We start from the raw sequence: 23,235 nt of genomic DNA, 5'->3' as shown, positions 1-23,235 counted from the left end.
GCGCTGGTGCGCGTGGAGAGCTGTTGAGGTCTCGCGCCTAGAGCTGTTCGGTCTCGGCGTAGTCCTGGTTGTCGTCGGCTTCATAGCCCGAGTCGTAGCCGGCGTCGCTGTTCCAGGTTCCGGTGGCGACGTCGTAGCCGGCGACCTCGGACGGATCGAAGCTGGCCGGGCTGTCCTTGAGCGACAGGCCGAGCTGGTGCAGCTTGATCTTCACCTCGTCGATGGACTTCTGGCCGAAGTTGCGGATGTCCAGCAGGTCGGACTCGGTGCGGGCGACCAGCTCGCCGACGGTGTGCACACCTTCGCGCTTGAGGCAGTTGTACGAGCGCACCGTCAGGTCCAGGTCATCGATCGGCAGCGCGAAGTGCGCAGCCTGATCGGCCTCCGCCGGCGACGGGCCGATCTCGATGCCCTCCGCTTCGATGTTGAGTTCCCGTGCCAGACCGAACAATTCGACCAACGTCTTGCCGGCCGAGGCCAGTGCGTCACGCGGGCTGATCGAGTTCTTGGTCTCGACGTCGAGGATCAACTTGTCGAAGTCGGTGCGCTGCTCGACGCGGGTCGCCTCCACCTTGTAGGTGACCTTGAGCACCGGCGAGTAGATGGAATCGACCGGGATGCGGCCGATCTCGGCGCCGGAGGCCTTGTTCTGCACCGCGGGGACGTAGCCGCGGCCGCGCTCGACGACCAGCTCGACCTCGAGCTTGCCCTTGTCGTTGAGGGTGGCGATGTGCATCTCCGGGTTGTGCACGGTGACACCGGCGGGCGGGACGATGTCACCGGCGGTGACCTCGCCCGGTCCCTGCTTGCGCAGGTACATGGTGACCGGCTCGTCCTCCTCGGAGGACACCACCAGGCTCTTGAGGTTCAGGATGATGTCGGTGACGTCTTCCTTGACCCCGGGCACGGTGGTGAACTCGTGCAGCACACCGTCGATGCGGATGCTGGTGACGGCCGCGCCGGGGATCGACGACAGCAGCGTGCGGCGCAGCGAGTTTCCCAGGGTGTAACCGAAGCCCGGCTCCAGCGGCTCGATGACGAACTGGGAACGGTTCTCGGCGATGACCTCTTCGCTGAGCGTGGGGCGCTGAGAAATCAGCATGGTGTTCTTTTCTCCTTCTCGGCAACCGCTATTTGATGCCGTTAGGTGGCCTGGTCCCGGCTGGATTACCGGGCCAGGGTTACTTCGAGTAGAGCTCGACGATGAGCTGTTCGGTCAGCGGCACGTCGATCTGCGCGCGCTCGGGCAGCTGGTGCACGAGGATGCGCTGACGCTCGCCCACGACCTGCAGCCAGCCCGGGATCGGGCGCTCGCCGGCGGTCTGGCGGGCCACCTCGAACGGCAGCGTGTTGATCGACTTGTCCTTGATGTCGATGATGTCGTACTGCGACACCCGGTAGCTGGGGACGTCGACCTTCACACCGTTGACGGTGAAGTGGCCGTGGCTGACCAGCTGGCGTGCCATGCGCCGGGTGCGAGCCAGGCCCGCGCGGTACACGACGTTGTCCAGCCGGCTCTCCAGGATGCGCAGCAGGTTGTCGCCGGTCTTACCGGGAAGGCGGTTGGCCTCCTCGTAGTAGCGACGGAACTGCTTCTCCATCACGCCGTAGGTGAAGCGGGCCTTCTGCTTCTCCTGCAGCTGGGTGCGGTACTCGCTCTCCTTGATCCGGGCGCGACCGTGCTGGCCGGGCGGGTAGGGGCGCTTTTCGAAGGACTGATCTCCACCGACGAGGTCGACGCCGAGGCGGCGCGACTTGCGGGTGACGGGTCCGGTATAACGAGCCATTTTCTAGTTCCCTCTCCCCTAGACCCGGCGCCGCTTGGGCGGACGGCAGCCGTTGTGCGGCTGCGGTGTGACATCGGAGATCGCCCCGACCTCGAGGCCTGCGGCCTGAAGCGAACGGATGGCGGTCTCACGACCCGAGCCCGGGCCCTTCACGAAGACGTCGACCTTCTTGACGCCGTGCTCCTGCGCCTTGCGGGCGGCGTTCTCTGCGGCCAGCTGCGCGGCGAACGGGGTGGACTTACGCGACCCCTTGAAACCGACATGTCCCGACGACGCCCAGGCGATGACGTTGCCCTGGGGATCGGTGATGGACACGATGGTGTTGTTGAACGTGCTCTTGATGTGAGCGGCGCCGTGCGGGACGTTCTTCTTCTCCCTGCGACGGGTCTTCTGCCCCTTCTTGGGGGCACCGCCCTTCTTTGCCTGTGCCATCCGGGGTTACCTGGCCTTCTTCTTGCCGGCGATGGTGCGCTTGGGGCCCTTGCGGGTGCGCGCATTGGTCTTGGTCCGCTGGCCGCGCACCGGCAGGCCGCGGCGGTGCCGCAGACCCTGGTAGCAGCCGATCTCGATCTTGCGGCGGATGTCGGCCTGCACCTCACGGCGCAGATCGCCCTCCACCTTGAGGCTGCCCTCGATGTAGTCGCGCAGCTGCGTCACCTGATCATCGGTCAGGTCCTTGGTGCGCATATCCCGGCTGATGCCGGTGGCCTCCAGGATCTCCTGGGAGCGGGTACGGCCGATGCCGTAGATGTAGGTCAAAGCGATCTCCATGCGCTTGTCGCGCGGGAGGTCGACGCCCATTAGTCGGGCCATGTGTGCCATTCCTCGTGTTCGCGGAGGTCTGATCCCAGTCCGTTCCCGGGTCTGCCCGGGGTCCGGCCTCCGTTCCGGACGTGTTCAGGCGGCGTATCCGCCTGGTGGTACTGGGAGGTCATCATTGAGTTGTATGGGTTGTGCCGATCAGTCGCGCTGATCAGCCCTGCCGCTGCTTGTGACGGGGATCGGAGCAGATCACCATGACCCGCCCATGCCGGCGGATCACCCTGCACTTGTCGCAGATCGGCTTGACGCTCGGGTTCACCTTCACGGCTGTCGTCGATCCTTCTTCTCGTAGGTCGTATTACTTGTAGCGGTACACGATGCGGCCGCGGGACAGGTCGTAGGGCGAGAGCTCCACCACGACGCGGTCCTCGGGGAGGATACGGATGTAGTGCTGCCGCATCTTTCCGCTGATGTGGGCGAGAACCTTGTGTCCGTTCTCCAGCTCAATGCGGAACATCGCATTGGGCAGGGGTTCGACGACACGACCCTCGACCTCTATGGCACCGTCTTTTTTGGCCATACTGTGTAGCGATCCTTGCTTTCGTTTCGTATCGGCTTGCTGGCCTGGTCGGCGCAGCCTTCGATCCGACTTGAAAACGTGGGCCGGATCCGGGGAATTCCCGGGTCGAGGCATCCTCGCAGAGGTTCCATCGACTCGGAGTTCCCGATGGGGCACGCAAAAAGTCGGCGCGGAAGCCGCACCGTTGATCCATGGTACTCGCGATACGCCCCCACCCAAAATCAGCGTGTGACCGGCCCGGGCGCAGATGCGAAGATCGTCTCGTGACGGCGGTCTATCTCGCGGCGTTCGGCGTCGGCGGCGTCGCGGTGCTGACGGCGCTGCTGCTGACCGACGTCGAGTTCGGCGCGGGGTCCGGGGGCGGTCTCGGCGCCGACGGGCTGCCCTTCCTGAGTCTGACCAGCTTGTCGGCCGGTCTGCTCGGGGGCGGCGCCGGTGGCCTGATCGCGACCTGGGTGGGGTTGGCCACCCTCGGCTCGGCGATCGTGGCGGTGGTCACCGGTCTGCTGCTCATCGTCGCCTTGCAGGGGCTGCTGCTCCCGCTGCTGCGCCGCCAGCAGGCGAACTCGCAGCGCGGCCGCGCCTCCTACATCGGGCTGCTGGGCACCGTCACCCTGGAGGTGCCCACCGACGGCTGGGGTGAGGTCGCGTTCGTCGACGCCGAGGGCAACCGGGTCCACGCCCGCGCGGTCACCACCGAGCCGGACACCCTGGCCAAATCCACCCCGGTGTACATCGCCGACGTCGACGATGACTTCATCCATGTCGTGACCATCCCCGGGGCGGATCCCGACGCTTCCCCCTCAGAGAGGAACTGACCCGCATGTCCGTCCTGATGATCATCATCATCGCCGCCGTCGCGGCACTGCTCCTGTTCGTCGCGCTGCCGCTGATCTATGTGAAGAACTACATCAAGGTGCCGCCCAACGAGGTCGCGGTGTTCACCGGCCGCGGCACGCCGAAGGTGGTGCGCGGCGGGGCCCGGTTCCGGGTACCCGGCATCGAGCGGGTCGACATCATGAGCCTGGAACCGTTCAACGTCAGCATCAATCTGCAGAACGCGCTGTCCAACAACGGCGTGCCGGTCAACGTGGAGGCCGTGGGCCTGGTCCGGATCGGCTCTGCCGACGAAGCCGTGCAGACCGCGGTGCAGCGCTTCCTGACCTCGGATCTGAGCGAGTTGCAACGTCAGATCAACGAAATCCTCGCCGGCAGCCTGCGCGGCATCACCGCCACCATGACCGTCGAGGACCTCAACTCCAATCGCGACACCCTGGCCCGCAGCGTGGTCGACGAGGCCGGTGGCGATCTGGCCCGGATCGGGATGGAGGTCGACGTCCTCAAGATCGCCGGCATCTCCGATCGCAACGGCTATCTGGAATCCCTCGGCCAGCGCCGCATCGCCGAGGTCAAGCGCGACGCCGCGGTCGGCACCGCCGAGGCCGAGCGGGACTCACAGATCCAGTCGGCGAAGGCCCGCCAGGCCGGCTCGGTGGCCCAGGCCGAGGCCGACACCGCGATCGCCACCGCCAACCAGCGCCGCGACGTCGAGCTGGCCCGGCTGCGGGCACAGACCGAAGCCGAGAACGCCCAGGCCGATCAGGCCGGCCCGCTGGCCAACGCGCGCGCCCAGAAGGACGTGGGCATCGCGATCGAACAGGCCGAGGCGGCCCGGGTGCAGGCCCGCATCGAGGTCGAACAGCGCCGCGCCGAACAGTCCCAGGCCGCGTTGCAGGCCGACGTCATCGCCCCGGCCGAAGCGCAGCGCGCGGCCGACATCGCCCGCGCCGAAGGCCAGCGGCAGGCCACCATCCTGGCCGGCCAGGCCGAGGCCGACGCGCGCAAGGCGGCCGCGGACGCGCTGCGGGTGGAGCGGCAGGCCGAGGCCGACGGCATCAGGGCCCGGCTGGTTGCCGAGGCCGCGGGTAAGAAGGAGATCGCGGCCGCCCTGAACACCTACTCACCCGAAGCCGCCCGACTGCAGACGCTGCCGGACGTGCTGGAATCCGTGGTGAAGGCGACCGAGGCCGCGGCCGGCCCGCTGTCGGAGATCGACCGGCTGTCCATCATCGGGGGTGCCGGGGACGCCCAGGACGCCGTCGGCGGCCTGCTCGGTGTCAGCCCGCTGGCCGTGGCGAAGATCGTCGAGACGCTGAAGTCCTCGGGTATCGATCTGGCCGCGATGCTCAACCGGCCGCAGGCCCAAACACCGGCCACGCCGGCCGAGAAGGAGCCCGAGCAGCAGACTCAACCGCTCTGAGTGCCGCCACCGCGGCGGTCCAACCTGGACACGAACGCGGCCGCCTGGGTGCGGCGCTCCATGCCGAGTTTCGTCAGCAGCCTCGAGACGTAGTTCTTCACCGTCTTTTCCGCCAGGAACATGCGGTCGGCGATCTGTTTGTTGGTCAGGCCCTCGCCGAGTAGATCCAGCAGCACCCGCTCCTGGTTGCTCAACCCGGACAGCGGGTCGGCGTGCTCGGCGGCACTGCGCAACTTCGACATCAGGGCCGCCGCGGCGCGGTTGTCGAGCAACGACCGGCCCGCGCCCACTTCCTTGATGGCCCGAGCGAGTTCCATGCCCTTGATGTCCTTGATGACATATCCGCTGGCGCCGGCCAGGATCGCGTCGAGCATCGCCTCGTCGGAGGTGAACGAGGTCAGCATCAGACACCGCAGCCCGGGCAGCCTCGACAGCAGGTCGCGGCACAGTTCGATCCCGTTGCCGTCCGGCAGCCGCACGTCGAGCACCGCGACATCGGGTGCGACGGCGGGGATCCGGGCCAGCGCCTCGGACACCGAACCCGCCTCGCCGACCACGTCCAGCTCCGGATCGGCACTGAGCAGGTCGATCAGTCCCCGCCGGACGACCTCGTGGTCGTCGACCAAGAAAACCCGGACCATGGCACAACCTTTCGCCACCCTGGATTGGATCGTCGGCCACGGCGGGTGCCGCCGGTAGGGCCGCAGGTCCCCGCTCGGCAGGGACCTCGGACTCTGCCACCGGCGCCGTGCCGCGCCGATAGTCGTGATGTGGAGCGGTTGAACGCCTTCGACGCCGGCTTCCTCGACGCCGAGGACGCCGATCGGCATGTCAGTCTGGCGGTCGGGGCGGTGTGCGTGATCGAGGGTCCGGTACCGGATTTCCACGAGGTGGTCGCGGCGATCAGTGCGCGGATCATGAAAGTCCCCCGGCTGCGGCAGGTGGTGCGCCGACAGTGGTTCGACCTGTCGGCACCGGTGTGGGTCGACGATCCCGCGCTGGACCTGGCCCACCACATCCGTCGGGCCGCACTGCCGCACCCCGGTGATGACGAGGCGCTGTTCCGGTTTACCGCCGAGGCGATGGAGCCACGCCTGGACCGCGAGCGCCCGCTGTGGCAGGCCTGGGTGATCGAGGGCCTCGCCGACGGTCGCTGGGCGCTCCTGATGAAGGTGCACCACTGCATCGCGGACGGGATCGCCACCATGCACCTGCTCGCCGGTCTCAGCGACGGCGGCGAGGGCGAAACCTACGCCGACGCCATCCGCGCCGCGCACCAGGGCGCCCGTCGGGGTCTGCCGGTGCCGACGCCGACGCTCAACCCGCTGCGGTGGATGCGCGCCGGGTGGAACACCGCATCGGTGCTGGCGGCCACCACGGCCGTCACCGTCGAGGGTCTGGTCACGATCGTGGGCAGCCTGGTGCGGGATTCGAAATCCTCCCTCAACGGCCCGGTCACCACCCTGCGCCGCTACAGCGCCGTACAGGTGCCGCTGGCCCAGGTGGCCTCGGTCTGCCAGGCCTTCGACGTGACGCTCAATGATGTTGCGCTGGCGGCGATCACGGACAGCTTCCGGGCGACGTTGACGCGCCGCGGTGAACAACCCCGCCACGATTCGTTGCGCACCCTGGTCCCGGTGTCGGTGCGCTCCCCCGATGCCGGCGACCGGATCGACAACCGCGTGTCGGTGATGCTGCCGTATCTGCCGGTGGACGAGCCGGACCGGGTGGAGCAGCTGCGGATCGTGCACCGGCGCCTGGACCGGGCCAAGGCCGGCGGTCAGCGCCAGGCCGGCACCGCCGCGGTGACCGCGGTCAAACTGGTGCCGTTCGCGCTGGCATCGCGGGTCATCCGGGTGCTGACCTCACTGTCGCAGCGCGGGGTGGTGACCTTGGCGACCAATGTGCCGGGGCCGCAACACCGATTGCAGATGATGGGTCACGACGTGGTGCGCATGCTTCCGGTGCCGCCGATGGCGCTGCGGTTGCGGACGGCGGTGGCGATCCTGAGCTACGGTGACGACCTCGTTTTCGGGATCACCACCGATTTCGACACGTTTCCCGACGTCGATGACCTGGCCGCGGGCATCGCCGCCGCGGTGGCCGGGCTGTCGGCTGCCGCACGCCGGCCCCGCGCCGGACGGCCCGCGCTCACGGTGGTCGAGCCGGGAGGCCGGGAATGACGCCGGTTCCGGCGGTTGTCCCTGCGCAGAACGATCTTCTCGGCCCCCCGGATCAGGCGTTGCACCACGCCACCCGCGACGTTCCGATCTTCGCCCCGGACATCCCGGTGGAAGCGGTGCTCGAGGCCATGCGGGGCAGGCGATTCGACAGCGCTGCCGCGGTCGCGGTGCTCGACGAGGATGGGCTGCTGCTCGGGATCGCGACCGTCGAGGCGGTGTTCGCCGCCGACCCCGGACAGCGCCTGCGTGACATCATGGATGCCACCCCGCCCGCGGTCGACCCCGGCACCGATCAGGAACACGCCGCGTGGCAGGCGGTGCAGCGTGCCGAGCCCTACCTGGCGGTCGTCGAAGGCGACGGCCGGTTCGCCGGTCTGATCGCCCCGCACCGGCTGCTCAAGGTGCTGCTGCAGGAACACGACGAGGACCTGGCCCGGCTCGGCGGCTTCCTCAGCAAGGTGGAATCCGCGCGCACCACCAGCGTCGAATCGGTGCGCAAACGCCTCTGGCACCGGGTCCCGTGGCTGGTCATCGGGTTGCTCGGCGCGATGGCCTCGGCGGTTCTGATGACGACGTTCGACGAACAACTCAACGCCGATCTGGCGATCGCATACTTCGTCCCGGGCATCGTGTACCTCGCCGATGCCGTCGGCACCCAGACCGAGACGCTGGCGATCCGCGGGCTCTCGGTGGGCGTCGGGATCCGGCGGATCGCGGTGCGCGAGGCGCTCACCGGTTTGTCCGTGGGCCTGCTGCTGGGGGCGCTGATGTGGCCGGTGGTTGTGGTGATGACGTCCAATGCCGCTCTGGCCCTGGCGGTTTCGCTGACGATCGTGGGTGCCGGCACGCTGTCGACGATGGTGGCGCTGAGCCTGCCCTGGCTGTTGCATCGCCTCGGTAAGGATCCGGCGTTCGGCGCCGGACCGCTGGCGACGGTGTTCCAGGACCTACTGTCGATCCTGTTCTACTTCGGCGCCGTCACCGTGCTGCTCACCTGAACCGGTCAGATCGAGGTGACCGGCGATGCGGGCCAGCGTCGCGGGGGCGATCGCCGAAACCGCGGTGGCCGCCGAGGCGGCGAGCAGCCCCTGGGCCCATCCCACCGGCGTGACCGGTGTGCACCCGAACAGCCGGCTCACCCCGGGAGTACTGATGATGGCCCCCATCGCCGCGAGGCTGCCCAGCGAGGTGAGTACGACCGCGGGGCTGCTGGAGTCGATGAGCGTCTGCATCAGTTGCGTTCCCACCAGCCCGATCAGCGCCACGGTGGAGGCGTGCCGTGCGGTGCCGGTCGGGCGGGCGATCGACCAGGCCAGGGTCGCGCCCGCCGCGGTGGCCACACCGCGCACCCCGATCTCCTGCCACAGCGCGGCCTCGTCGTGCGGGCCGGGCGCGGTGAGCTTCTGTTCGCTGACGGCCAGAGCCCCGGCCGGGAAGGCGTCGGTGAGCAGGTTCACCAGTAGCATCTGCCGGGTGTTGAGCGCCGAGTCCCCGGTGAGCACGGTCGTGATCAACGCGAACACCACCTCGCCGGCGTTGCCCCCGAGCAGCACCGACACCGCGGAGTGCACTCGGCGCCACAGCTGGTGACCCTCGTCGATCGCGTCCAGGATGGCCTCGATGTGCCCTCCGAGCAGCATCACGTCCGCGGCGGTCCGCGCCGGGTCGCTACCCCGGGCCACCACCCCGACGCCGACGCTGGCTGCCCGGATCGCCGCGGCGTCGTTGGCGCCGTCGCCGACCATCGCGGTGACCTGACCCAGTCGCTCGAGGGTCTGCACGATGTCGATCTTGTGTTCGGGAGACATCCGGGCGAACACCCGGCAGTCCAGCACCGCACCCTCGCGCTGGCCGGATGTCATTTCCTCCCAATCGGTTCCGGTGAGGACCTGGTCTTCCTCGACGGTCAGGCCGAGTTCGGAGGCGACAGCCTTGGCGGTGACCGGGTGGTCTCCGGTGATCAGCCTGACCCCGATATTGCGCCGCTGCAGCTCGGTGATCAGATTGCGCGCCTGCGGCCGTGCCGTGTCGGCCAGACCGACCAGACCCACCAGGGTGAGTCCGTCCCGGCACAGCTCCTCGAAGTACGCCGTGTCCCGTACCGCGGCGGCGGCCTGGTCGGCGTCCAGCCGCCGCTCGGCCACGGCGAGCACCCGCAGCCCGTGTGTGCCCATCTCGGCCACCAGCTGGGCGAACTCGCCGTCCGGGTCGGTCAGCGCGGCCACCACGGTCTCCGGGGCACCCTTGACGGCGATGACCTCACCGTTCAGCGCCGCGGCGAACGGCCGGTCGGACTGGAACGGCAGGAACGCATCCCGGATGTCGAGATCGGTCATACCCTCGCCCTCGGCGGCCTCCCGGATCGCCTGATCGGTGGCGTGCTGGGCGCGATGGCCCGCGCGGGCGAACGTGGTGCGAGCCGCCAGACCGAGGACCTCCGACGGCGTGCGGTCCGCCACCGGTCGAATCGCCTTGACACGCAAGTGATTTTCACTGAGCGTGCCGGTCTTGTCGAAGCAGACGACGTTCAGCCGGGCGAACGCCTCCACTGAATGGGGGTTGCGGACCAGCACGAACTTGTCGCTGAGCCGGCGGGCGGCCGTGAGCTGGGCCAGGGTCGCCACCAGCGGTAGACCTTCGGGTACCGCCGCGACCAGCACCGACACCGCACTGGCGAGCGCATGTTTGAGGGGCAGCCCGCGCACCGCTCCGACGGCACCCACCAGCGCGCCACCCGCGGTGCTGATCGGCAGGGCCCGCGTGGTGATGTGCCGCAGTTGAGTGTGTAGCCCGATCTCGCGAGATTTCCTGGGCGCCATGGCCATCGCCCTGCGCATCTCCATGCCGGCCCCGACGGCGGTCACCACCGCCAGCGCGGTACCGGACAGCATCGTGGTGCCGCCGTAGAGCATGCACCGTCGTTCGGCCAGCGGCGCCCCCGGGGTGGCAGCGGTGTCCTTGACCACCGGCAGCGACTCCCCGGTCAGCACCGACTCGTCCACCTCGACGTCGGAGGTCGAGAGCAGCCGGGCATCGGCCGGCACCACCTCGCCGCCACGGACCTCGATGACGTCGCCGACCCGGAGCCGGTCGGCCGCGACGTTCTCGTGCCCGCCGGCCTCGAGCGGCCCGGTACACCTGCGCGCCGGCGGCTCCTGCACGGCCAGTAGCCGATTCAGGACATGTTCGGCATGAAGCTGCTGTTCCGCCGAGACCGCCGCATTGGCCAACAGCACGCTGGCTACCAGGACGGCATCGACCGCCGAGCCGAGCAGGGCGCTGGCCGCGGCGCCGGTGATCAGCAACGGGGTGATCGGGTCGTCGAGATCGGCCCGCATCTCGACGGCGAATTCGCGCATGGTGCGAACGGCACCGGCCAGGTTGCCCGACGGGCGCTGTTCGCCCGCGGCGCCCGCAGCGCCCGCGTCGGCTTCGGGCGGTCGGGGCAGCAGCCGTTGCACTTCCTCGACCGGGACGGCGTGCCAGTCGTGGTGCGACTCCGGGTTCGGCAGTGCGGCCCGGAAGGGTTTGCGAGCGGCGGCGAAACCGTTCCACAGACCTGCGGCGGCGCCTGCGCTCACCGAGGCCGGACCGCGCCCGACCACGCCGGGCACCAGCATCAACGCGCCGAGGGCCGACGCTGACGCGGCCAGGCTGACGGCCCGGGTGCTGGCCGCACGCGCACCGGGTAGGGCCGCCAGGATGCGCCACGCGGCGGTGAGGTCGGGGACGAACACGTCGGCGCCCCACGGCACGGCCTGATCGGCAGCCATCACCCCGATGGTCAGATGCGCCCCGTGCGGCGTGGTCATCTGCGCGGTGGTAACCAGGGCCACGGTGGCACCTTCGGTCGCCAACGCGGCCACCGCACTGGCCACGGCGTGGCCGATCGAGCCGTCCACTGCGTAAAGGTCATCGAATCCCTGTGCCAGGGAACGTAACCCGTCGTCGGCCACCGAGAGCACCCGCAGACCGCTGCGGCGTGCCTCGGCCAACAGCGCGGACGCATACGGATCCCGAACCCGGCTGACGAGAACGTCGCCGCTGCCGGTCGCTCCGGTGACCTCCGAGAGCGGATGCCATCCGGCCGTCAGTTCCCCGCTCTCCAGCGCCGCCCTGGCCGCCTGCCACGCCGCAGTCCGGTCCGAGTTCGTCACACCTTCGATACGGCTGACGGTCAGCTCGTCGGTGTACAGAACCCGGGGGTCGATGACGATGGCGTCGACCCGGTCGAGCTGGCGAAGTGCGCGCGGCGCCAACACGACACCGTCGCGGTGCGCGGTCAGGCCACGCGTCATCGCCGCGCCGAAGCCGTCTCTGGTGGCGCGCAACGGTTTCGGCACCGCGACCAGGGCCGCCGCGGCGGCAACTTCGGCGTCGCCGGTCAGGCCGGCGATGGCGGCGGCGGCTGCGCCCCCGACTACGGCAGCGCGGTTGGCGTACCGGTCGGCCGGTCCCTCGGCGCGCGACACCGCGGGGGCGGATCGCACCGCGCCGCCGGTGATGGGCCGCTGCGCCAGGTCGGGTTCACACTGCTGCCAGGCGCGTCGTGCGTTCCACGCCTCTGCCAGCAGGACGGTCCTGCCCAACGCCTCGGCGGCCGCGGCGGACGGAGCCGCGGTGAGGGCCGCCGCGGTCGAATTCGCCACGGCGAACAGCATGTCGGTCGCATCGGGGCCGACCCGGTCCTCGATCCGGCGCCGCAACCTCGGCGTGTGGTCCAGGAACGCCGCCGGCACCCCGACGACACTCGCCAGCCTCGGTAGGCCCAGCAGACTTCCGGTCAGCGCCAGACCGACTGCGGCGGTGGACACCACCGCCCCGGCGGCACGCGCCGCCAGCACCTCGTCGTCCCCCGGAAGGCCCGCCCGCACCGGCTCGCGGCCGATGACCCCGGCGCTGCGCTCGGCGATTGAAACGATCTCCCGGAGCCGGTCGACGGCCGGGCCGGCCCCGGATCGGTCCCCGGTTCGGTCGAGGGTGACCAGCACCCGTCCGATGGGAGTGACCAGCACCGCGTCAACGACGCCGGGAGTGCCCCACAGCGCGCTCAGCACCGCATCACCGATCTTCTCTCCGTCGGCACCACGTTCTCCGTCGGCACCGCGTTCTCCGTCGGCACCGCGTTCTCCGTAGGCACCGCGTTCTCCGTAGGCACTGCGCAGTCCGCGGACCTCGATCCAATGCCGGGCTCCCTGGGAGCTGACCCGTCGGGCCCGGGGACCGCCGAGCGCCTCGACCGCGACCCGGGACAGGGCGCGGACCAGTGCGGCGGGATCCGGCGCGGTCTCGATGTCCCTGGCGGTCTGGGCCACCGCACCGACAGCGGATCTGGTGGTGTCCGCCGCGATTCGAGCGCTGGAGGTCGCCAGCACCAGCGGCAACGCGACAAGCTGTTTCAGCACGACGGGACAACCCCGGCAGGTACGGACATGGCGCCATTGTGTTTGTGCTGATCAGCCACCCAAAAGGGCCACAGGTCCTCGGGATGGGGTGGCTCAGGGGTCCAAGGTCTCTAGAGCCGGGCTCCCCGAACCCATACCGTGGTGATGCGGGACGGCTGCACCTGCCGCCGCCCAGCCGAGAACAGGAGACGCAGACAGCATGGCCGCTGCCACCGAGATCGGGAAGATCGTCGTCGGTGTCGACGATTCGCCGTCGTCACAGCCTGCCCTGGAATGGGCCGCTGCCGAGGCCGGCCGGCGCGGAGTGCCGCTCGTCATCCTGTACGCCACCACGCTGCCGATCGGGGCGTGGCCGGTGGTGCCGGTGCCGACCGGCTTCCTCGACTGGCAGCGGCAGATCGGTCAGGACATCCTGACCGACGCTCGCCAGATCGCCGAGCGGCTCACCGCCGGCGCCGTGCCGGTGACCATTGAGTTCGCTGTCGCGACCCCGACCGCGGCGCTGGTCGAGGAGTCCCGCACCGCGGGGATGGTGGTGGTCGGGTCCCGGGGCCGCGGTGGACTTGCACGAATGATGCTGGGCAGTACCAGCACGGGCCTGGTGCATCGCGCTCACTGCCCGGTCGTGGTGGTGCACGACGAAGCGTCGCCGCCGCAGCCGGGAGCGCCGGTGTTACTGGGTTTCGACGGTTCGGCGGCCTCCGAATCCGCCGTCGACATCGCGTTTCAGGAGGCCTCCCAGCGCGGGGTGGGGCTGATCGCGCTGCACGCGTGGTGGTCACCGGGCGCGTTCGAGATGCCAGGCTTCGACTGGGACGAGATCCGTCCCGAGGTCGATCGCGAAGCGGCCCGCCAGCTGGCCGAATGGCAACAGCGATACCCCGGCGTGTCGGTCGAGCGCGTCGTCGTTCCCGACGAGCCGGCACGCCAGCTGGTGGCCCGATCCGACGACGCCCAGCTCGTGGTGGTGGGCAGCCACGGCTACGGTGCCGTGACGGGCACGCTGCTCGGCTCGGTCAGCGGCGCGGTGGTGCAGGCGGCGAAGGTTCCGGTCCTGGTGGCCCGCCGGCCATGACCGTGGTGACCCTCGCCGGCCGCGGCTGACATCGCCGCCATGGACCTTCATCCGTTCGCCACCATCGCGCTCGTCCTGGCGATCGCGACCGCCGCAGGTGTGGTCGCCGTGCGGCTGCGTCAGCCGCTGATCGTCGCATTCATCGTGGTCGGGATCGCTGTCGGACCGGTGGGCGCGGGCTGGGTGTCCAGCGACAGCACCGTCGAACTCCTGGCCCGGCTCGGGATCGCCATCCTGCTGTTCCTGGTGGGGCTGCGCCTGGACCTGCAGATGATCCGCAACACCGGCCCGGTGGCGGTCGCCACCGGCCTGGGGCAGGTGGTGTTCACCTCCGTCATAGGGTTCTTTCTGGCTGTCGCGCTGGGCATGGACACCGTTACGGCTGTCTATGTGGCTGTCGCGCTGACGTTTTCGTCGACCATCATCATCGTCAAGTTGCTGTCGGACAAGCGTGAGCTCGACCAGCTGCACGGGCGGATCGCCGTCGGCTTCCTGATCGTCCAGGACATCGTCGTGGTCCTGGTGATGATCGCGCTCACCGCGTTCGGGCAGAGCACCGGCGACATGCTGGGTTTCGGCATCGTCGCGGTGCTCGCCAAAGGTCTGGGCCTGCTCGTCGGCACCTGGCTGATGATGCGTTACGTGCTGCCATGGCTGCTCCCGCAGATCGCGCAGTCCCAGGAACTGCTGATGCTGTTCGGCGTCGCCTATGCGGTGTCGGTCGCGGCGTTGAGCGAGTGGCTCGGTTTCAGCTCCGAGGTCGGGGCGTTCCTGGCGGGAGTGTCATTGGCGGGCACCCGGTTCCGTGATGCGGTCGGCGCACGGCTGACCAGTCTGCGGGACTTCCTGCTGCTGTTCTTCTTCCTGAATCTGGGCGCGCAGCTGAGTTTCACCGACGCCGCACGGCAGCTCCTGGAGGCCTCGGTCCTGTCGGCTTTCGTCCTGATCGGCAATCCGCTGATCGTGATCGTGATCATGACCGCGATGCGCTACCCGGTACGCACCAGCTTTCTGGCCGGGCTCACCGTTGCACAGATCTCGGAATTCTCGCTGATCCTGGCGGCGTTGGGGCTCAGTCTGGGCCATATCTCCAACGCCACGGTCAGCCTGATCACCGTGGTCGGCTTGATCACCATCGGCGGTTCGACCTACATGATCATGTACTCCGAACAGCTCTTCGCGCGGTTGCAGCGCTGGCTGGCGGTGTTCGAACGCAAACGTGTCCGCAGCCCGTCGACGGCCGAGGACGACGACGAGTTCGACGTCATCCTGTTCGGCCTGGGCCGTTTCGGCAGTCACCTCGCCGAGCGACTCACCAGCGCGGGGCACCGGGTCCTCGGTGTGGATTTCGACCCGCACGGGGTGAGCAGGCACCGCCGTAACGGTGTGTCGGCGACCTTCGGCAGCGCCGAGGATCTCGACCTGCTCGAGGCGCTGCCACTGGACCGGGCCCGCTACGTCATCAGCGCGATCCCGGTCCTGCAGACCAACCTCGCGTTACTGCAAGGACTTCGACAGCACCACTTCGCCGGCGCCGTCGCGTTGACCGCCCACACCCGATTCGACGCCGAGCGCCTGCGCGCCACTGGAGTCGACATCGTGCTTGAGCCTTTCTCGACCGCCGCCCACACCACCTCGGAGACCTTGCACGACCTTCTCACCACCGACGGGCCCGACCCCGGCGACGAACGGCAGCCCGGATGAACGCCGGATTTCAGTCGGGCTCGCCGAGGTAGCGGGTCCGCACCGCGTCGGCGATGCGGATGCGGAGCCGTTCTGCTTCGGCGGCCCGGTGGGCGAGCAACTCGTCTTCCCAGGACGCCACTTCGGCCGCCAGTTCGGCGTCGGCGATGGTGTGTCCGAGCCAACGGGAGAAGTCGCCCCGCTCCAGATGGAACTGCAGGGCCTCGGGGGTCAACTGGACCACCGCCTCCCCGAAGTCACGCAGCGTGGCGGCCGGCGCGACGAACCGGCCGTCGGGCTGGTGGAAGTAGAACCGCCGCTCCCGCGGAAGCGCGACGTCGGCGTACTTGTGCCGGTGCCGGATGTGCGTAGTCCGGCGGGTGGCGACGGTGAAAGGCCGTGGCCGAGCGGTCCCGTGCCGCACGGTGGCCTGCGGCACCGGATACGGCACGGCGCCGGTGCGATCCGTGAGGTGGGTCTCCAACACCACGTCGCTGGCGTCGATCTCCTCGGCAGGCAGCGTCGCCGGCGCGAAGGACGACAGCACATAACCACCCCGGCGCACCCAGCGCTGTTCCTGCCCGGGCCCCAGAAGATGGGCCTCATCCCAGATCACCCAGTGCGGGAAGCCGTGTCGCTCACGGTGCGCCTCGACCACCGTCCGCAGTCGATGTGCGTACCCGCGCTTGGCATCCCCGTCCAGCGCCGACAGGTCCACGACAAGACTTGTTCGGGGATGCAGCATTTCGACCAGATCAGTCGGCTCGAGAAGACGATGCCTGCTGTCGACCAGGACGACGTTGTCCAGTTCTCTCAGCTCGGTGTGGTCGCCCTCCGGGTCGACGACCAGCACGCCATACCCGGCGAGGATCCACTGTTCGGCCATCAGGCCGATGAGGTGGCTCTTGCCGGAACCCGGCGGCCCGGTGACCACGATGCGTCCCTGACTGCCCGGTAGTTGGGCCGGGGTCTGGTCCTCGAACGTGCCGACATGGATCCATCTGCGGATCGGGCACCACCGCCGTGCGCCGCTCAGAATCGGCCCGTCCAGCAGCCTGGCGACACCCTTGCCGTCACGGTCGTCGAGGACCAGATCGGCATGCGCCTTGACCGAGGCGACCGAATTGGCCACGGCGACGCCGATCTCGGAGGCTGCCATCATCGACAGGTCGTTCTCGGCGTCACCGATCGCGATCGTGTTGTGCAGTGAGCGGTTCAGGCGCGACAGCAGGCTGTGCAGCCCGCTGCCTTTGGTGACCCCGGCGGGCAGCACCATCAGCGCGTCCCGGTTGCGGACGATCTGACAGTCCAGGCCCAACACGCCGATCGCCTCGATGACATCCGGGGCGTACTGAGCGTCGGCCGCGATCAGGGCGGCACCGCGACGGAAAGGGATGCGCCGCCGCGTCAGTTCGGTGTCGAGGGCCGGCTCCACCGGAGCGGTCAGCACCGTTTCCTGCCCGTCGATCACCGCCACGGCACCGTTCTCCAGCACGAGCGCGTCGGCGTGGTCGGCGATGCCGGGGAACTCCGCATACAGTTCGGCCGCGATGCGGCCGGTCACGAAGACGACGCAAACCCCTCTGTCCCGGCTCCGCCGAATGGCGCGCAGCGCCTCGTCGGACAGCGCACCGGCCGAGGTCAGCGTTCCGTCGATATCGGCCGCCACGATCTGAAAGAACGCCATCTCACCCCAATTCCGAGCTCTCCGCCCGCATCCCAACCTAAGCTGCCGGCGGGACTGGTCTCTAGGGTCCTTGGACACCCAGCCGCACCTCGGTGATGGCGTGTCTGTCCACCGCCGTGACCTCGAAGCGGTATCCGCCGATGTGCACCTGGTCACCGGCGCGGGTTGGTATCCGTCCGAGACGGCTGAGGATCAGGCCCGCGATCGTGGTGTAGTCGCCCTCCGGTAGCTGCGAGGGGTCGACGCCGAGGTCGACCAGATCGTGGATCGGAAACGATCCCGGCAGCAGCCGACTGCCGTCCGGTAGTACCCGTACCGCCCTGACGTCCTCGTCCTCTTCGTCGTAGATCTCGCCGACGAGCTCTTCGAGCAGGTCTTCGAGAGCCACGACCCCGGCGATACCGCCGCGTTCGGCGACTACCAGGGCGAACTGTTCGCGCTCGGCCATCAGGCGCGACATGGCGCCGGTGACCCGCAGGCTGTCCGGGAGCAGCAGTGCCGGGCGCACCACGTCGGCCACGGTTCCGGTGCGGCCCAGCAGGTCGCGCAGGTGCACCACGCCGATGGCATCGTCGAGCTCGCCGGCCGGCACCACCGGTGCCCGGGTGTGCCCTGAACGCGCCAGTGCCGTGAGCGCCTGTGGCACCGGAAGGTCCGCGCGAAGCCGGAACACCGAGGTTCGGGGGACGACGACCTCCCGCAGCGCTCGTTCGTGGATTTCCAGTGCGCCGGAGATGATCTTGCGCTGTTCGTCGTTCAGCCCGCTGTGCGCGACGATCAGCTCACGCAGCTCCCCGAAGGTCGGTTCTTTCTTGCCGACATCCGGGTCGCCGCCCAGCACCCGCACGACGAGGTCGGTCGCCCTGCCGAGCAGCCACACGACCGGAGTGGCCACCAGCGCCATTGCCCGCAGCAACGGCGCCACCAGCACCGCCCAGCGGCGTGCGTACTGCATGCCCAGGCGTTTGGGGGCCAGCTCCCCGACCACCAGCGTCGCCGCGGTGACCAGCACCGTGACGGTGGTGATGCTGACCACGCCGGCGGCCCGGCCGAGGAATTCGAGCCGGGCCTGCAGTGGTCCGGCCAGCGAGACGGCCGCGGCCGCCGAGGCCAGGAAACCGGCCAGCGTGATGCCGAGCTGGATGGTGGCCAGGAACCGGTTCGGTTCCCGCGCCAACCGCACGACGGCCCGCTCGGCACGACCACCGCGCCGTTGCATATCGCGCAGCTGTCCTTCCCCCAGCGAGATGAACGCCGCCTCGCTTCCCGACAGCAGACCGTTGACGAGCACGAGAAGGGCCACCAGCGCCAGGTCGAGCCAGTACCCGTTCACCGGCTACCGCGACCGGGACTGCGCGGCATCGACAACAGTGTTCTGCTGCAGCGGGACAATCCACTCCACCACCGCGCCAGGGCCGTCCGCATTGTTGCAGACCGTCGCTGTCCCGCCGAACTGTGCCGCCCGCGCAGCGATGTTGCGCCGCCCGTGCCCCAACACGTCCTGGTCGGACACGCCGATACCGTTGTCACGGACGATGATTCGCAACCGATCCGTGGACACCTCGACATTCACCGCGACAGCGGTGGCCCCTGCATGCCGGGCCACGTTGCTCAGCGCCTCACGCACGACCGCGAGCACCGCGGCGTACAGTTCGGGGCACAGCGGTGCCGCGTCGACCGGGCCGTCGAACTGCAGAGTCGGGCTGAATCCGAGCGCCGGCGCGCTGCCCTCGACCACGTCGATGACTGCCGAGCGCAGCCTCGTCGAGCGGCCGGTCGGGGCGATCGTCTGGTGCAGGTTGAAGATCACCTCCCGCAGGTCCCGGATGATGGCATCGGTTTCGTCGATGAACGGCTCCAGGTCGGGGTTGCGCCGGGAGCTCGCCGAGGTCAGCCCTAGCCCCAGACCGAACACCCGCTGGATCACCCGGTCATGCAGGTCCGCCGCGATCCGCGCCTGTTCCTCGCGCAGCTCACTGTCGACCAGCAGATCGGTGCTGGCGCGCAGGCTCAGTCGCATCTGCTCGACGGCGTCGGCGATTTCGGTGGTCTCACGCAGTCCCGGTCGGGGCAGCGGTCTGTCGTCATCGCCTGCGGCAACCTCTTTGACCCGTTGCACCAGCACCCGCACCGGTTGGGTGAGCAAACGCCGGATCACGATCACCGCACCGACGACGGTGAGCAACAGAATCACCGCGCCGACCGCCTGCACCGTGGTCGCCGTCCGCTGCACGGCCTGGATGTGCACGACCTGCGCCTCGCTCAGAGCGGCGGTGTAGGCGCCCAGCGCCCGCAGTTCGGTACGCAGTCGGTCGAACAGGCGCTTGCCCTCCAGCGCCATGCCGGCCTCCGTCTGCGGCGACACCGGACCCTCGCGCCGGACCGCGATGTGCGGCTCGGCCGCCTCGGTCGTCCACGCCGCGGCAGCCGCGGTGATGCGATCGAGCAGCACCCCGGCCTCGGGATCGTCAGCGAGGTCCGCCCGCAGCCGGGTGAGAGTTTCTTCGGCGGTTGCCACCCCCGCGGCGTAGGGCTCCAACGTCACGGCGCTGCCGGTGAGCAGGTAGCCCCGCTGTCCGGTCTCCTGGTCGACGTACGCACGACGCAGCACCTCGACGTCGCGTTGGACCGAATCGAGCTGAGTGCTCAGCTCGTCGACCGCGCGGGCCACCCTGATCTGCCCGATGACCGCAACCGTCGACACGGCAAGGAACACCGCGGCGATCACGCCCAGACACGCCCAGATGAGCTGTTTGAGCGAGAGCCGCCGCGGGCCGCTGTTCTCGGACATGGAAGTCGCTGTTCCCAATCTGGTCAGAAATGGGCTGAGATCAACCCTGCTCGTGCGCCGGCTGCCGACGCAAGGGCACTTCGGCCCCCATCTGCCCATCGGGCCCGATCAGCAATGCCGGATGCGGGACTCGACCTCGTCGGCGGGAAGCTCTCGGGTGCAGAAGAACCAGTCCTGACACTCGATTCCGTCGGTCTGGTCTGTCATCCGACTCTGTGCGGTACCGCACGAACCGGCCGGAGGAACGATCACCGCGTCGCCCGGGCGCCAATCCGCAGGGGTTGCGACATCGAATACCTCCATCGACACATCGTCGATTAGCGGAAAGGTGACCTCGACATCGCGCATGTCGCGGTAGGAGATCCGGTCCTTGATCGTGCGTAACCAGGCAATATGGCTGTACAGACCATCCACCGACAACCCTACCAATTCCGTGTTATAGGACCGGAATTCGCTCTGCATCGAGGCGAAGGTGATGAATTCGGTGGTGCACACCGGGGTGAAGTCGGCCGGGTGCGAGAACAGGATGACCCACTTGCCGAGATAGTCGGTGGGAAAGTTGATCTCACCCTGGGTGGTGGCGGCGGTGAACGACGGAGCCGGGTCCCCGATGCGGGGCATCGTCACAGCGGCAGTCGTTCCAGGCCCTTCGGTGGCGGTCATTGCGGAATTCCTTTCTGCGGCCTACGACGCACGACAGTATACCCCCTAGGGTATAAGACTGTCGAGGGTTGGAGGACATGCTGACCCGAAAGCGCTTGCCGGGTGTCCAAAGACCCCAACGCAGGCGACCAACGACTCCGGTGCGGGCAGGCTGGCCCCCCTAGGCTCGGAGCCGGAACCGACGACGGACCGTTGACCGAAAAGGGGGCCCGTGATGGGCACTTCCAGTGACAGGACCGGAATCGTGGTCGGCGTGGACGGGTCGGCATCCGCCATGGCGGCCGTCGAGTGGGCAGCCCGCGAAGCGCAGCTGTGGGACCGGCCCCTGCACGTGGTCCACGTGGTGCCGCCGATCGTGATGCCGGCCACACCGTGGCCGGAACTGCCGGTCGCCTACGCCGAATTCGCCGAGGACCAAGCGCGCCAGATCACCCGGGACGCGTACAAGGTTGCCGTCGAAGCCGCTCCCGGTCGGATCGCGCAGATCACCACCGCGGTGCTCGGCGGGCCGATCCTGCCGACGTTGATCGAACTGTCCGAGACCGCCGACCTGGTGGTGACCGGGTGCCTCGGAACCGGCTCGGTGGCCCGGGCGTTGCTCGGGTCGGTCAGCTCCGGCGTCGTGCACCGCGCCCACTGCCCGGTGGCGGTGATCCACGGCGAGAGTTCGCTGTCCCCGCAAGCTCCCGTCGTGGTCGGAATGGACATGTCCCCGACGTCGGAGCTGGCGGCCGCGCTCGCCTTCGACGAAGCCGACCGCCGTCACGTCGAACTGATCGCGGTGCACGCGTGGTCGGATATGGGTCCACTGGGTTTCGCCAGTATGAACTGGGCACCCATCGAGTGGCGCAATCTCAAGGAGCACGAAGAGAACGCGTTCGACGACTACTTGTCCGGGTGGCGTGATCGCTACCCGACGGTGACCGTACGACCGGTGGTGGTCGCCGACCGGCCGGCGAGCCGCCTGCTCGAACAGGCGCAGCAGGCTCAGCTCGTGGTGGTGGGCAGCGACGGCCGCGGTGCCGCAACAAGTGCGGCCCTGGGCTCGGTAAGCAGGGCGGTCGTGCATTCGGCGCAGGTTCCGGTGATCGTCGTCCGGCGGTGAGCCGGCGGTCGGAGGTCGGCCGGGCAGTTCAGCCGGTGGCCGAGTCCGGCTCGCCGGGGTGGTCCGTTGCGGTGATGAGCCCGGACCGGACGAGGGCGTCGGTGACGAAGTCATGCACCGGCCGGGACTGGAAAAAACCGGTATGCCCACCGCGATACCAGGCGATGTTCGGCCGGCCCCAGTGTTCCCACAGCCGGGTCACCTGCTCCCGGGGATGCACCACCTGATCGGCGAGACCGGCGTAGATGAACCGGCCCGACATCGGCACCAGGGGCTCCAGGGACAGCGGCGAGATCATCCGGCCGAGCGGGGCGGCGAGCAGAATCGTCTGCCACCTGGGATCGTCGTGCGCCAAACCGGAGTGGCGGCCGAGTAGGTCGATGAGATCGGCGACCGGGACGCCCAGCACCGCGCAGGTCAGTTCGTCGTCGAGGCTGGCCACCAGCGCCGCGATGAAGCCGCCGAGAGACAGCCCATACACACCGATTGCCGCGCCCGGTTGCTCGGCGCGGATCCAGCCGAGAAGGCTGCGGATGTCCCATACCGCGTGCGCGGTGGCGTGCATGTCGTCGAGCACGTCCTCGCCCGGGAACACCGCCCCGCGGGGCAGGTTGCGACCACGCGGACCGTGCATGGGCAGCACCGGCAGCACCACGTTGAGTCCCAGCTCCTCGTGTAGGTACCAGGCCCGGAACAACGCCAGATCCAAGGCCGCGCGACCCATCTCGGTTCCGTGGATGCACACCAGCCACGGTCGCGGTTTTCGGTGACGCAGCAGCAGACCGTACCCTCGGCGGTTGGCGGCGTAGCCCGTCCAGCGGTCGCCACCCGGTTCGCCGGGGTGGGGAAGATAGTCGCTGTCCCAACGCATCCGGGCGTAGGTGTGGTTGCGTCGGCGCACCGGTGCGATTTCGACGTCGGTGAGCGGATGCGGCGTCGGGAAGAACGCCCCGGGTTTCCCGATCCACCCCAGGGAGCGGTAGAAATCCCGGGCCGCGAGGACTTCGCCGTGAATCCGTTGAAACGCCTCGGGATCGCTGAGTGGTCGCCGGGCCCGCAGCCCGAGCAGGACGACCTCGTCGCGCAGTGCCTCGGCAGCCAGCGCCATGGTCGGCCGGGCGATCGGCAGCTGCGGGGATTCGCCGTCGAGGTAGTCACGCCAGGACCGCGCGTAGTAACTCCCGGCCCTGGCCAGGGGACGTAGGGTGTTGAACAGCGAGGGAGCCACGGGCACAACGCTAACCGTCGCGGCGA

20 protein-coding genes are annotated in these 23,235 nt (G+C 69.0%); 7 read left to right on the top strand and 13 right to left on the bottom strand.

What is annotated here, in order from left to right:
- Positions 1 to 37 precede the first annotated feature (37 nt).
- From ACNUDN_RS06140 to infA, 6 genes are all read right to left on the bottom strand, one after another.
- Positions 38 to 1,102 (bottom strand): DNA-directed RNA polymerase subunit alpha, encoded by a 1,065-nt coding sequence (locus ACNUDN_RS06140; RefSeq protein ID WP_419121122.1) that lies wholly within the window; start codon positions 1,100 to 1,102, stop codon positions 38 to 40.
- A 79-nt stretch (positions 1,103 to 1,181) separates the two neighbouring features.
- On the bottom strand, positions 1,182 to 1,787 hold the full coding sequence (rpsD, locus tag ACNUDN_RS06135) for a 30S ribosomal protein S4 (protein WP_221357967.1): 606 nt from the start codon (positions 1,785 to 1,787) through the stop codon (positions 1,182 to 1,184).
- 18 nt (positions 1,788 to 1,805) lie between these two features.
- Entirely contained in the window at positions 1,806 to 2,219 is a 414-nt protein-coding gene (gene rpsK / locus ACNUDN_RS06130; RefSeq protein ID WP_011778694.1) for a 30S ribosomal protein S11, read from the bottom strand.
- 6 nt (positions 2,220 to 2,225) lie between these two features.
- Positions 2,226 to 2,600 (bottom strand): 30S ribosomal protein S13, encoded by a 375-nt coding sequence (gene rpsM, locus ACNUDN_RS06125; protein ID WP_419121121.1) that lies wholly within the window; start codon positions 2,598 to 2,600, stop codon positions 2,226 to 2,228.
- Between the two features lie 160 nt (positions 2,601 to 2,760).
- Positions 2,761 to 2,874 carry a 50S ribosomal protein L36 gene (gene rpmJ / locus ACNUDN_RS06120; RefSeq protein ID WP_003879483.1) on the bottom strand — a complete coding sequence of 38 codons (114 nt, stop codon included), beginning with the start codon at positions 2,872 to 2,874 and terminating at the stop codon, positions 2,761 to 2,763.
- Between the two features lie 33 nt (positions 2,875 to 2,907).
- A complete protein-coding gene (gene infA / locus ACNUDN_RS06115; protein WP_003418601.1) occupies positions 2,908 to 3,129 on the bottom strand; it encodes a translation initiation factor IF-1 in 222 nt (73 codons plus the stop codon).
- Positions 3,130 to 3,392: 263 nt separating this feature from the next.
- On the opposite strand from infA, the gene ACNUDN_RS06110 reads away from it, so the two are divergent.
- Together ACNUDN_RS06110 and ACNUDN_RS06105 are read left to right on the top strand one after the other, a co-directional pair.
- Positions 3,393 to 3,947, top strand: coding sequence for a hypothetical protein (locus ACNUDN_RS06110; RefSeq protein WP_419121120.1), 555 nt, complete (start codon positions 3,393 to 3,395; stop codon positions 3,945 to 3,947).
- 5 nt (positions 3,948 to 3,952) lie between these two features.
- The gene (locus tag ACNUDN_RS06105) at positions 3,953 to 5,389 is read left to right on the top strand and encodes a flotillin family protein (RefSeq protein ID WP_419121119.1); all 1,437 of its coding nucleotides are present in this window, start codon (positions 3,953 to 3,955) and stop codon (positions 5,387 to 5,389) included.
- On the opposite strand, the gene dosR is transcribed toward ACNUDN_RS06105, so the two are convergent.
- Entirely contained in the window at positions 5,377 to 6,030 is a 654-nt protein-coding gene (gene dosR, locus ACNUDN_RS06100; RefSeq protein ID WP_419121118.1) for a hypoxia response regulator transcription factor DosR/DevR, read from the bottom strand. The genes ACNUDN_RS06105 and dosR overlap by 13 nt on opposite strands.
- A 129-nt stretch (positions 6,031 to 6,159) precedes the next feature.
- On the opposite strand from dosR, the gene ACNUDN_RS06095 reads away from it, so the two are divergent.
- Positions 6,160 to 7,572: a wax ester/triacylglycerol synthase family O-acyltransferase gene (locus ACNUDN_RS06095; RefSeq protein WP_419121117.1), complete on the top strand. Its 1,413-nt coding sequence runs from the start codon at positions 6,160 to 6,162 to the stop codon at positions 7,570 to 7,572.
- Positions 7,569 to 8,570, top strand: a complete 1,002-nt coding sequence (locus ACNUDN_RS06090; RefSeq protein ID WP_419121116.1) for a magnesium transporter — start codon at positions 7,569 to 7,571, stop codon at positions 8,568 to 8,570. The genes ACNUDN_RS06095 and ACNUDN_RS06090 overlap by 4 nt, the downstream gene beginning before the upstream one ends.
- On the opposite strand, the gene ACNUDN_RS06085 is transcribed toward ACNUDN_RS06090, so the two are convergent.
- Positions 8,520 to 12,977 carry a cation-translocating P-type ATPase gene (locus tag ACNUDN_RS06085; RefSeq protein WP_419121115.1) on the bottom strand — a complete coding sequence of 1,486 codons (4,458 nt, stop codon included), beginning with the start codon at positions 12,975 to 12,977 and terminating at the stop codon, positions 8,520 to 8,522. The two genes, ACNUDN_RS06090 and ACNUDN_RS06085, sit on opposite strands and share 51 nt — an antisense overlap.
- Before the next feature lie 199 nt (positions 12,978 to 13,176).
- Here ACNUDN_RS06085 and ACNUDN_RS06080 point away from each other — a divergent pair, with 199 nt between their 5' ends.
- Together ACNUDN_RS06080 and ACNUDN_RS06075 are read left to right on the top strand one after the other, a co-directional pair.
- Positions 13,177 to 14,052: a universal stress protein gene (locus tag ACNUDN_RS06080; RefSeq protein WP_419121114.1), complete on the top strand. Its 876-nt coding sequence runs from the start codon at positions 13,177 to 13,179 to the stop codon at positions 14,050 to 14,052.
- Positions 14,053 to 14,091: 39 nt separating this feature from the next.
- The gene (locus ACNUDN_RS06075) at positions 14,092 to 15,756 is read left to right on the top strand and encodes a cation:proton antiporter (RefSeq protein WP_419121113.1); all 1,665 of its coding nucleotides are present in this window, start codon (positions 14,092 to 14,094) and stop codon (positions 15,754 to 15,756) included.
- A gap of 10 nt (positions 15,757 to 15,766) precedes the next feature.
- Here ACNUDN_RS06075 and ACNUDN_RS06070 read toward each other — a convergent pair whose 3' ends face one another.
- From ACNUDN_RS06070 to ACNUDN_RS06055, 4 genes are all read right to left on the bottom strand, one after another.
- Positions 15,767 to 17,422, bottom strand: a complete 1,656-nt coding sequence (locus ACNUDN_RS06070; protein WP_419121112.1) for an HAD-IIB family hydrolase — start codon at positions 17,420 to 17,422, stop codon at positions 15,767 to 15,769.
- A 61-nt stretch (positions 17,423 to 17,483) separates the two neighbouring features.
- On the bottom strand, positions 17,484 to 18,755 hold the full coding sequence (locus ACNUDN_RS06065) for a hemolysin family protein (RefSeq protein WP_419121111.1): 1,272 nt from the start codon (positions 18,753 to 18,755) through the stop codon (positions 17,484 to 17,486).
- A 3-nt stretch (positions 18,756 to 18,758) separates the two neighbouring features.
- Positions 18,759 to 20,213 (bottom strand): CHASE3 domain-containing protein, encoded by a 1,455-nt coding sequence (locus ACNUDN_RS06060; protein WP_419121110.1) that lies wholly within the window; start codon positions 20,211 to 20,213, stop codon positions 18,759 to 18,761.
- Positions 20,214 to 20,321: 108 nt separating this feature from the next.
- Complete coding sequence (locus ACNUDN_RS06055; protein WP_419121109.1) at positions 20,322 to 20,876, bottom strand: redoxin domain-containing protein; 555 nt, start codon at positions 20,874 to 20,876, stop codon at positions 20,322 to 20,324.
- Positions 20,877 to 21,090: 214 nt separating this feature from the next.
- On the opposite strand from ACNUDN_RS06055, the gene ACNUDN_RS06050 reads away from it, so the two are divergent.
- Complete coding sequence (locus ACNUDN_RS06050; protein WP_419121108.1) at positions 21,091 to 21,981, top strand: universal stress protein; 891 nt, start codon at positions 21,091 to 21,093, stop codon at positions 21,979 to 21,981.
- 28 nt (positions 21,982 to 22,009) lie between these two features.
- Here the strand turns inward: ACNUDN_RS06050 and ACNUDN_RS06045 are convergent, their stop codons facing one another.
- Complete coding sequence (locus ACNUDN_RS06045; RefSeq protein ID WP_419121107.1) at positions 22,010 to 23,209, bottom strand: alpha/beta hydrolase family protein; 1,200 nt, start codon at positions 23,207 to 23,209, stop codon at positions 22,010 to 22,012.
- Between the last annotated feature and the right edge of the window lie 26 nt (positions 23,210 to 23,235).

The sequence above is a fragment of the Mycobacterium sp. smrl_JER01 genome, assembly GCF_048513595.2.
Lineage (GTDB): Bacteria > Actinomycetota > Actinomycetes > Mycobacteriales > Mycobacteriaceae > Mycobacterium.
The sequence above is the reverse complement of the archived record's forward strand: the minus strand, read 5'-3'. Positions and strand labels throughout refer to the sequence as shown.

Coding starts and splice junctions, on each gene's coding strand:
- rpsD (WP_221357967.1), bottom strand. CDS start 1,787: ATGGCTCGTTATACCGGACCCGTCACCCGCAAGTCGCGCCGCCTCGGC.
- ACNUDN_RS06060 (WP_419121110.1), bottom strand. CDS start 20,213: ATGTCCGAGAACAGCGGCCCGCGGCGGCTCTCGCTCAAACAGCTCATC.
- ACNUDN_RS06075 (WP_419121113.1), top strand. CDS start 14,092: ATGGACCTTCATCCGTTCGCCACCATCGCGCTCGTCCTGGCGATCGCG.
- infA (WP_003418601.1), bottom strand. CDS start 3,129: ATGGCCAAAAAAGACGGTGCCATAGAGGTCGAGGGTCGTGTCGTCGAA.
- ACNUDN_RS06070 (WP_419121112.1), bottom strand. CDS start 17,422: ATGGCGTTCTTTCAGATCGTGGCGGCCGATATCGACGGAACGCTGACC.
- ACNUDN_RS06050 (WP_419121108.1), top strand. CDS start 21,091: ATGGGCACTTCCAGTGACAGGACCGGAATCGTGGTCGGCGTGGACGGG.
- ACNUDN_RS06140 (WP_419121122.1), bottom strand. CDS start 1,102: ATGCTGATTTCTCAGCGCCCCACGCTCAGCGAAGAGGTCATCGCCGAG.
- rpsM (WP_419121121.1), bottom strand. CDS start 2,600: ATGGCCCGACTAATGGGCGTCGACCTCCCGCGCGACAAGCGCATGGAG.
- dosR (WP_419121118.1), bottom strand. CDS start 6,030: ATGGTCCGGGTTTTCTTGGTCGACGACCACGAGGTCGTCCGGCGGGGA.
- ACNUDN_RS06080 (WP_419121114.1), top strand. CDS start 13,177: ATGGCCGCTGCCACCGAGATCGGGAAGATCGTCGTCGGTGTCGACGAT.
- ACNUDN_RS06090 (WP_419121116.1), top strand. CDS start 7,569: ATGACGCCGGTTCCGGCGGTTGTCCCTGCGCAGAACGATCTTCTCGGC.
- ACNUDN_RS06055 (WP_419121109.1), bottom strand. CDS start 20,876: ATGACCGCCACCGAAGGGCCTGGAACGACTGCCGCTGTGACGATGCCC.
- ACNUDN_RS06105 (WP_419121119.1), top strand. CDS start 3,953: ATGTCCGTCCTGATGATCATCATCATCGCCGCCGTCGCGGCACTGCTC.
- rpsK (WP_011778694.1), bottom strand. CDS start 2,219: ATGGCACAGGCAAAGAAGGGCGGTGCCCCCAAGAAGGGGCAGAAGACC.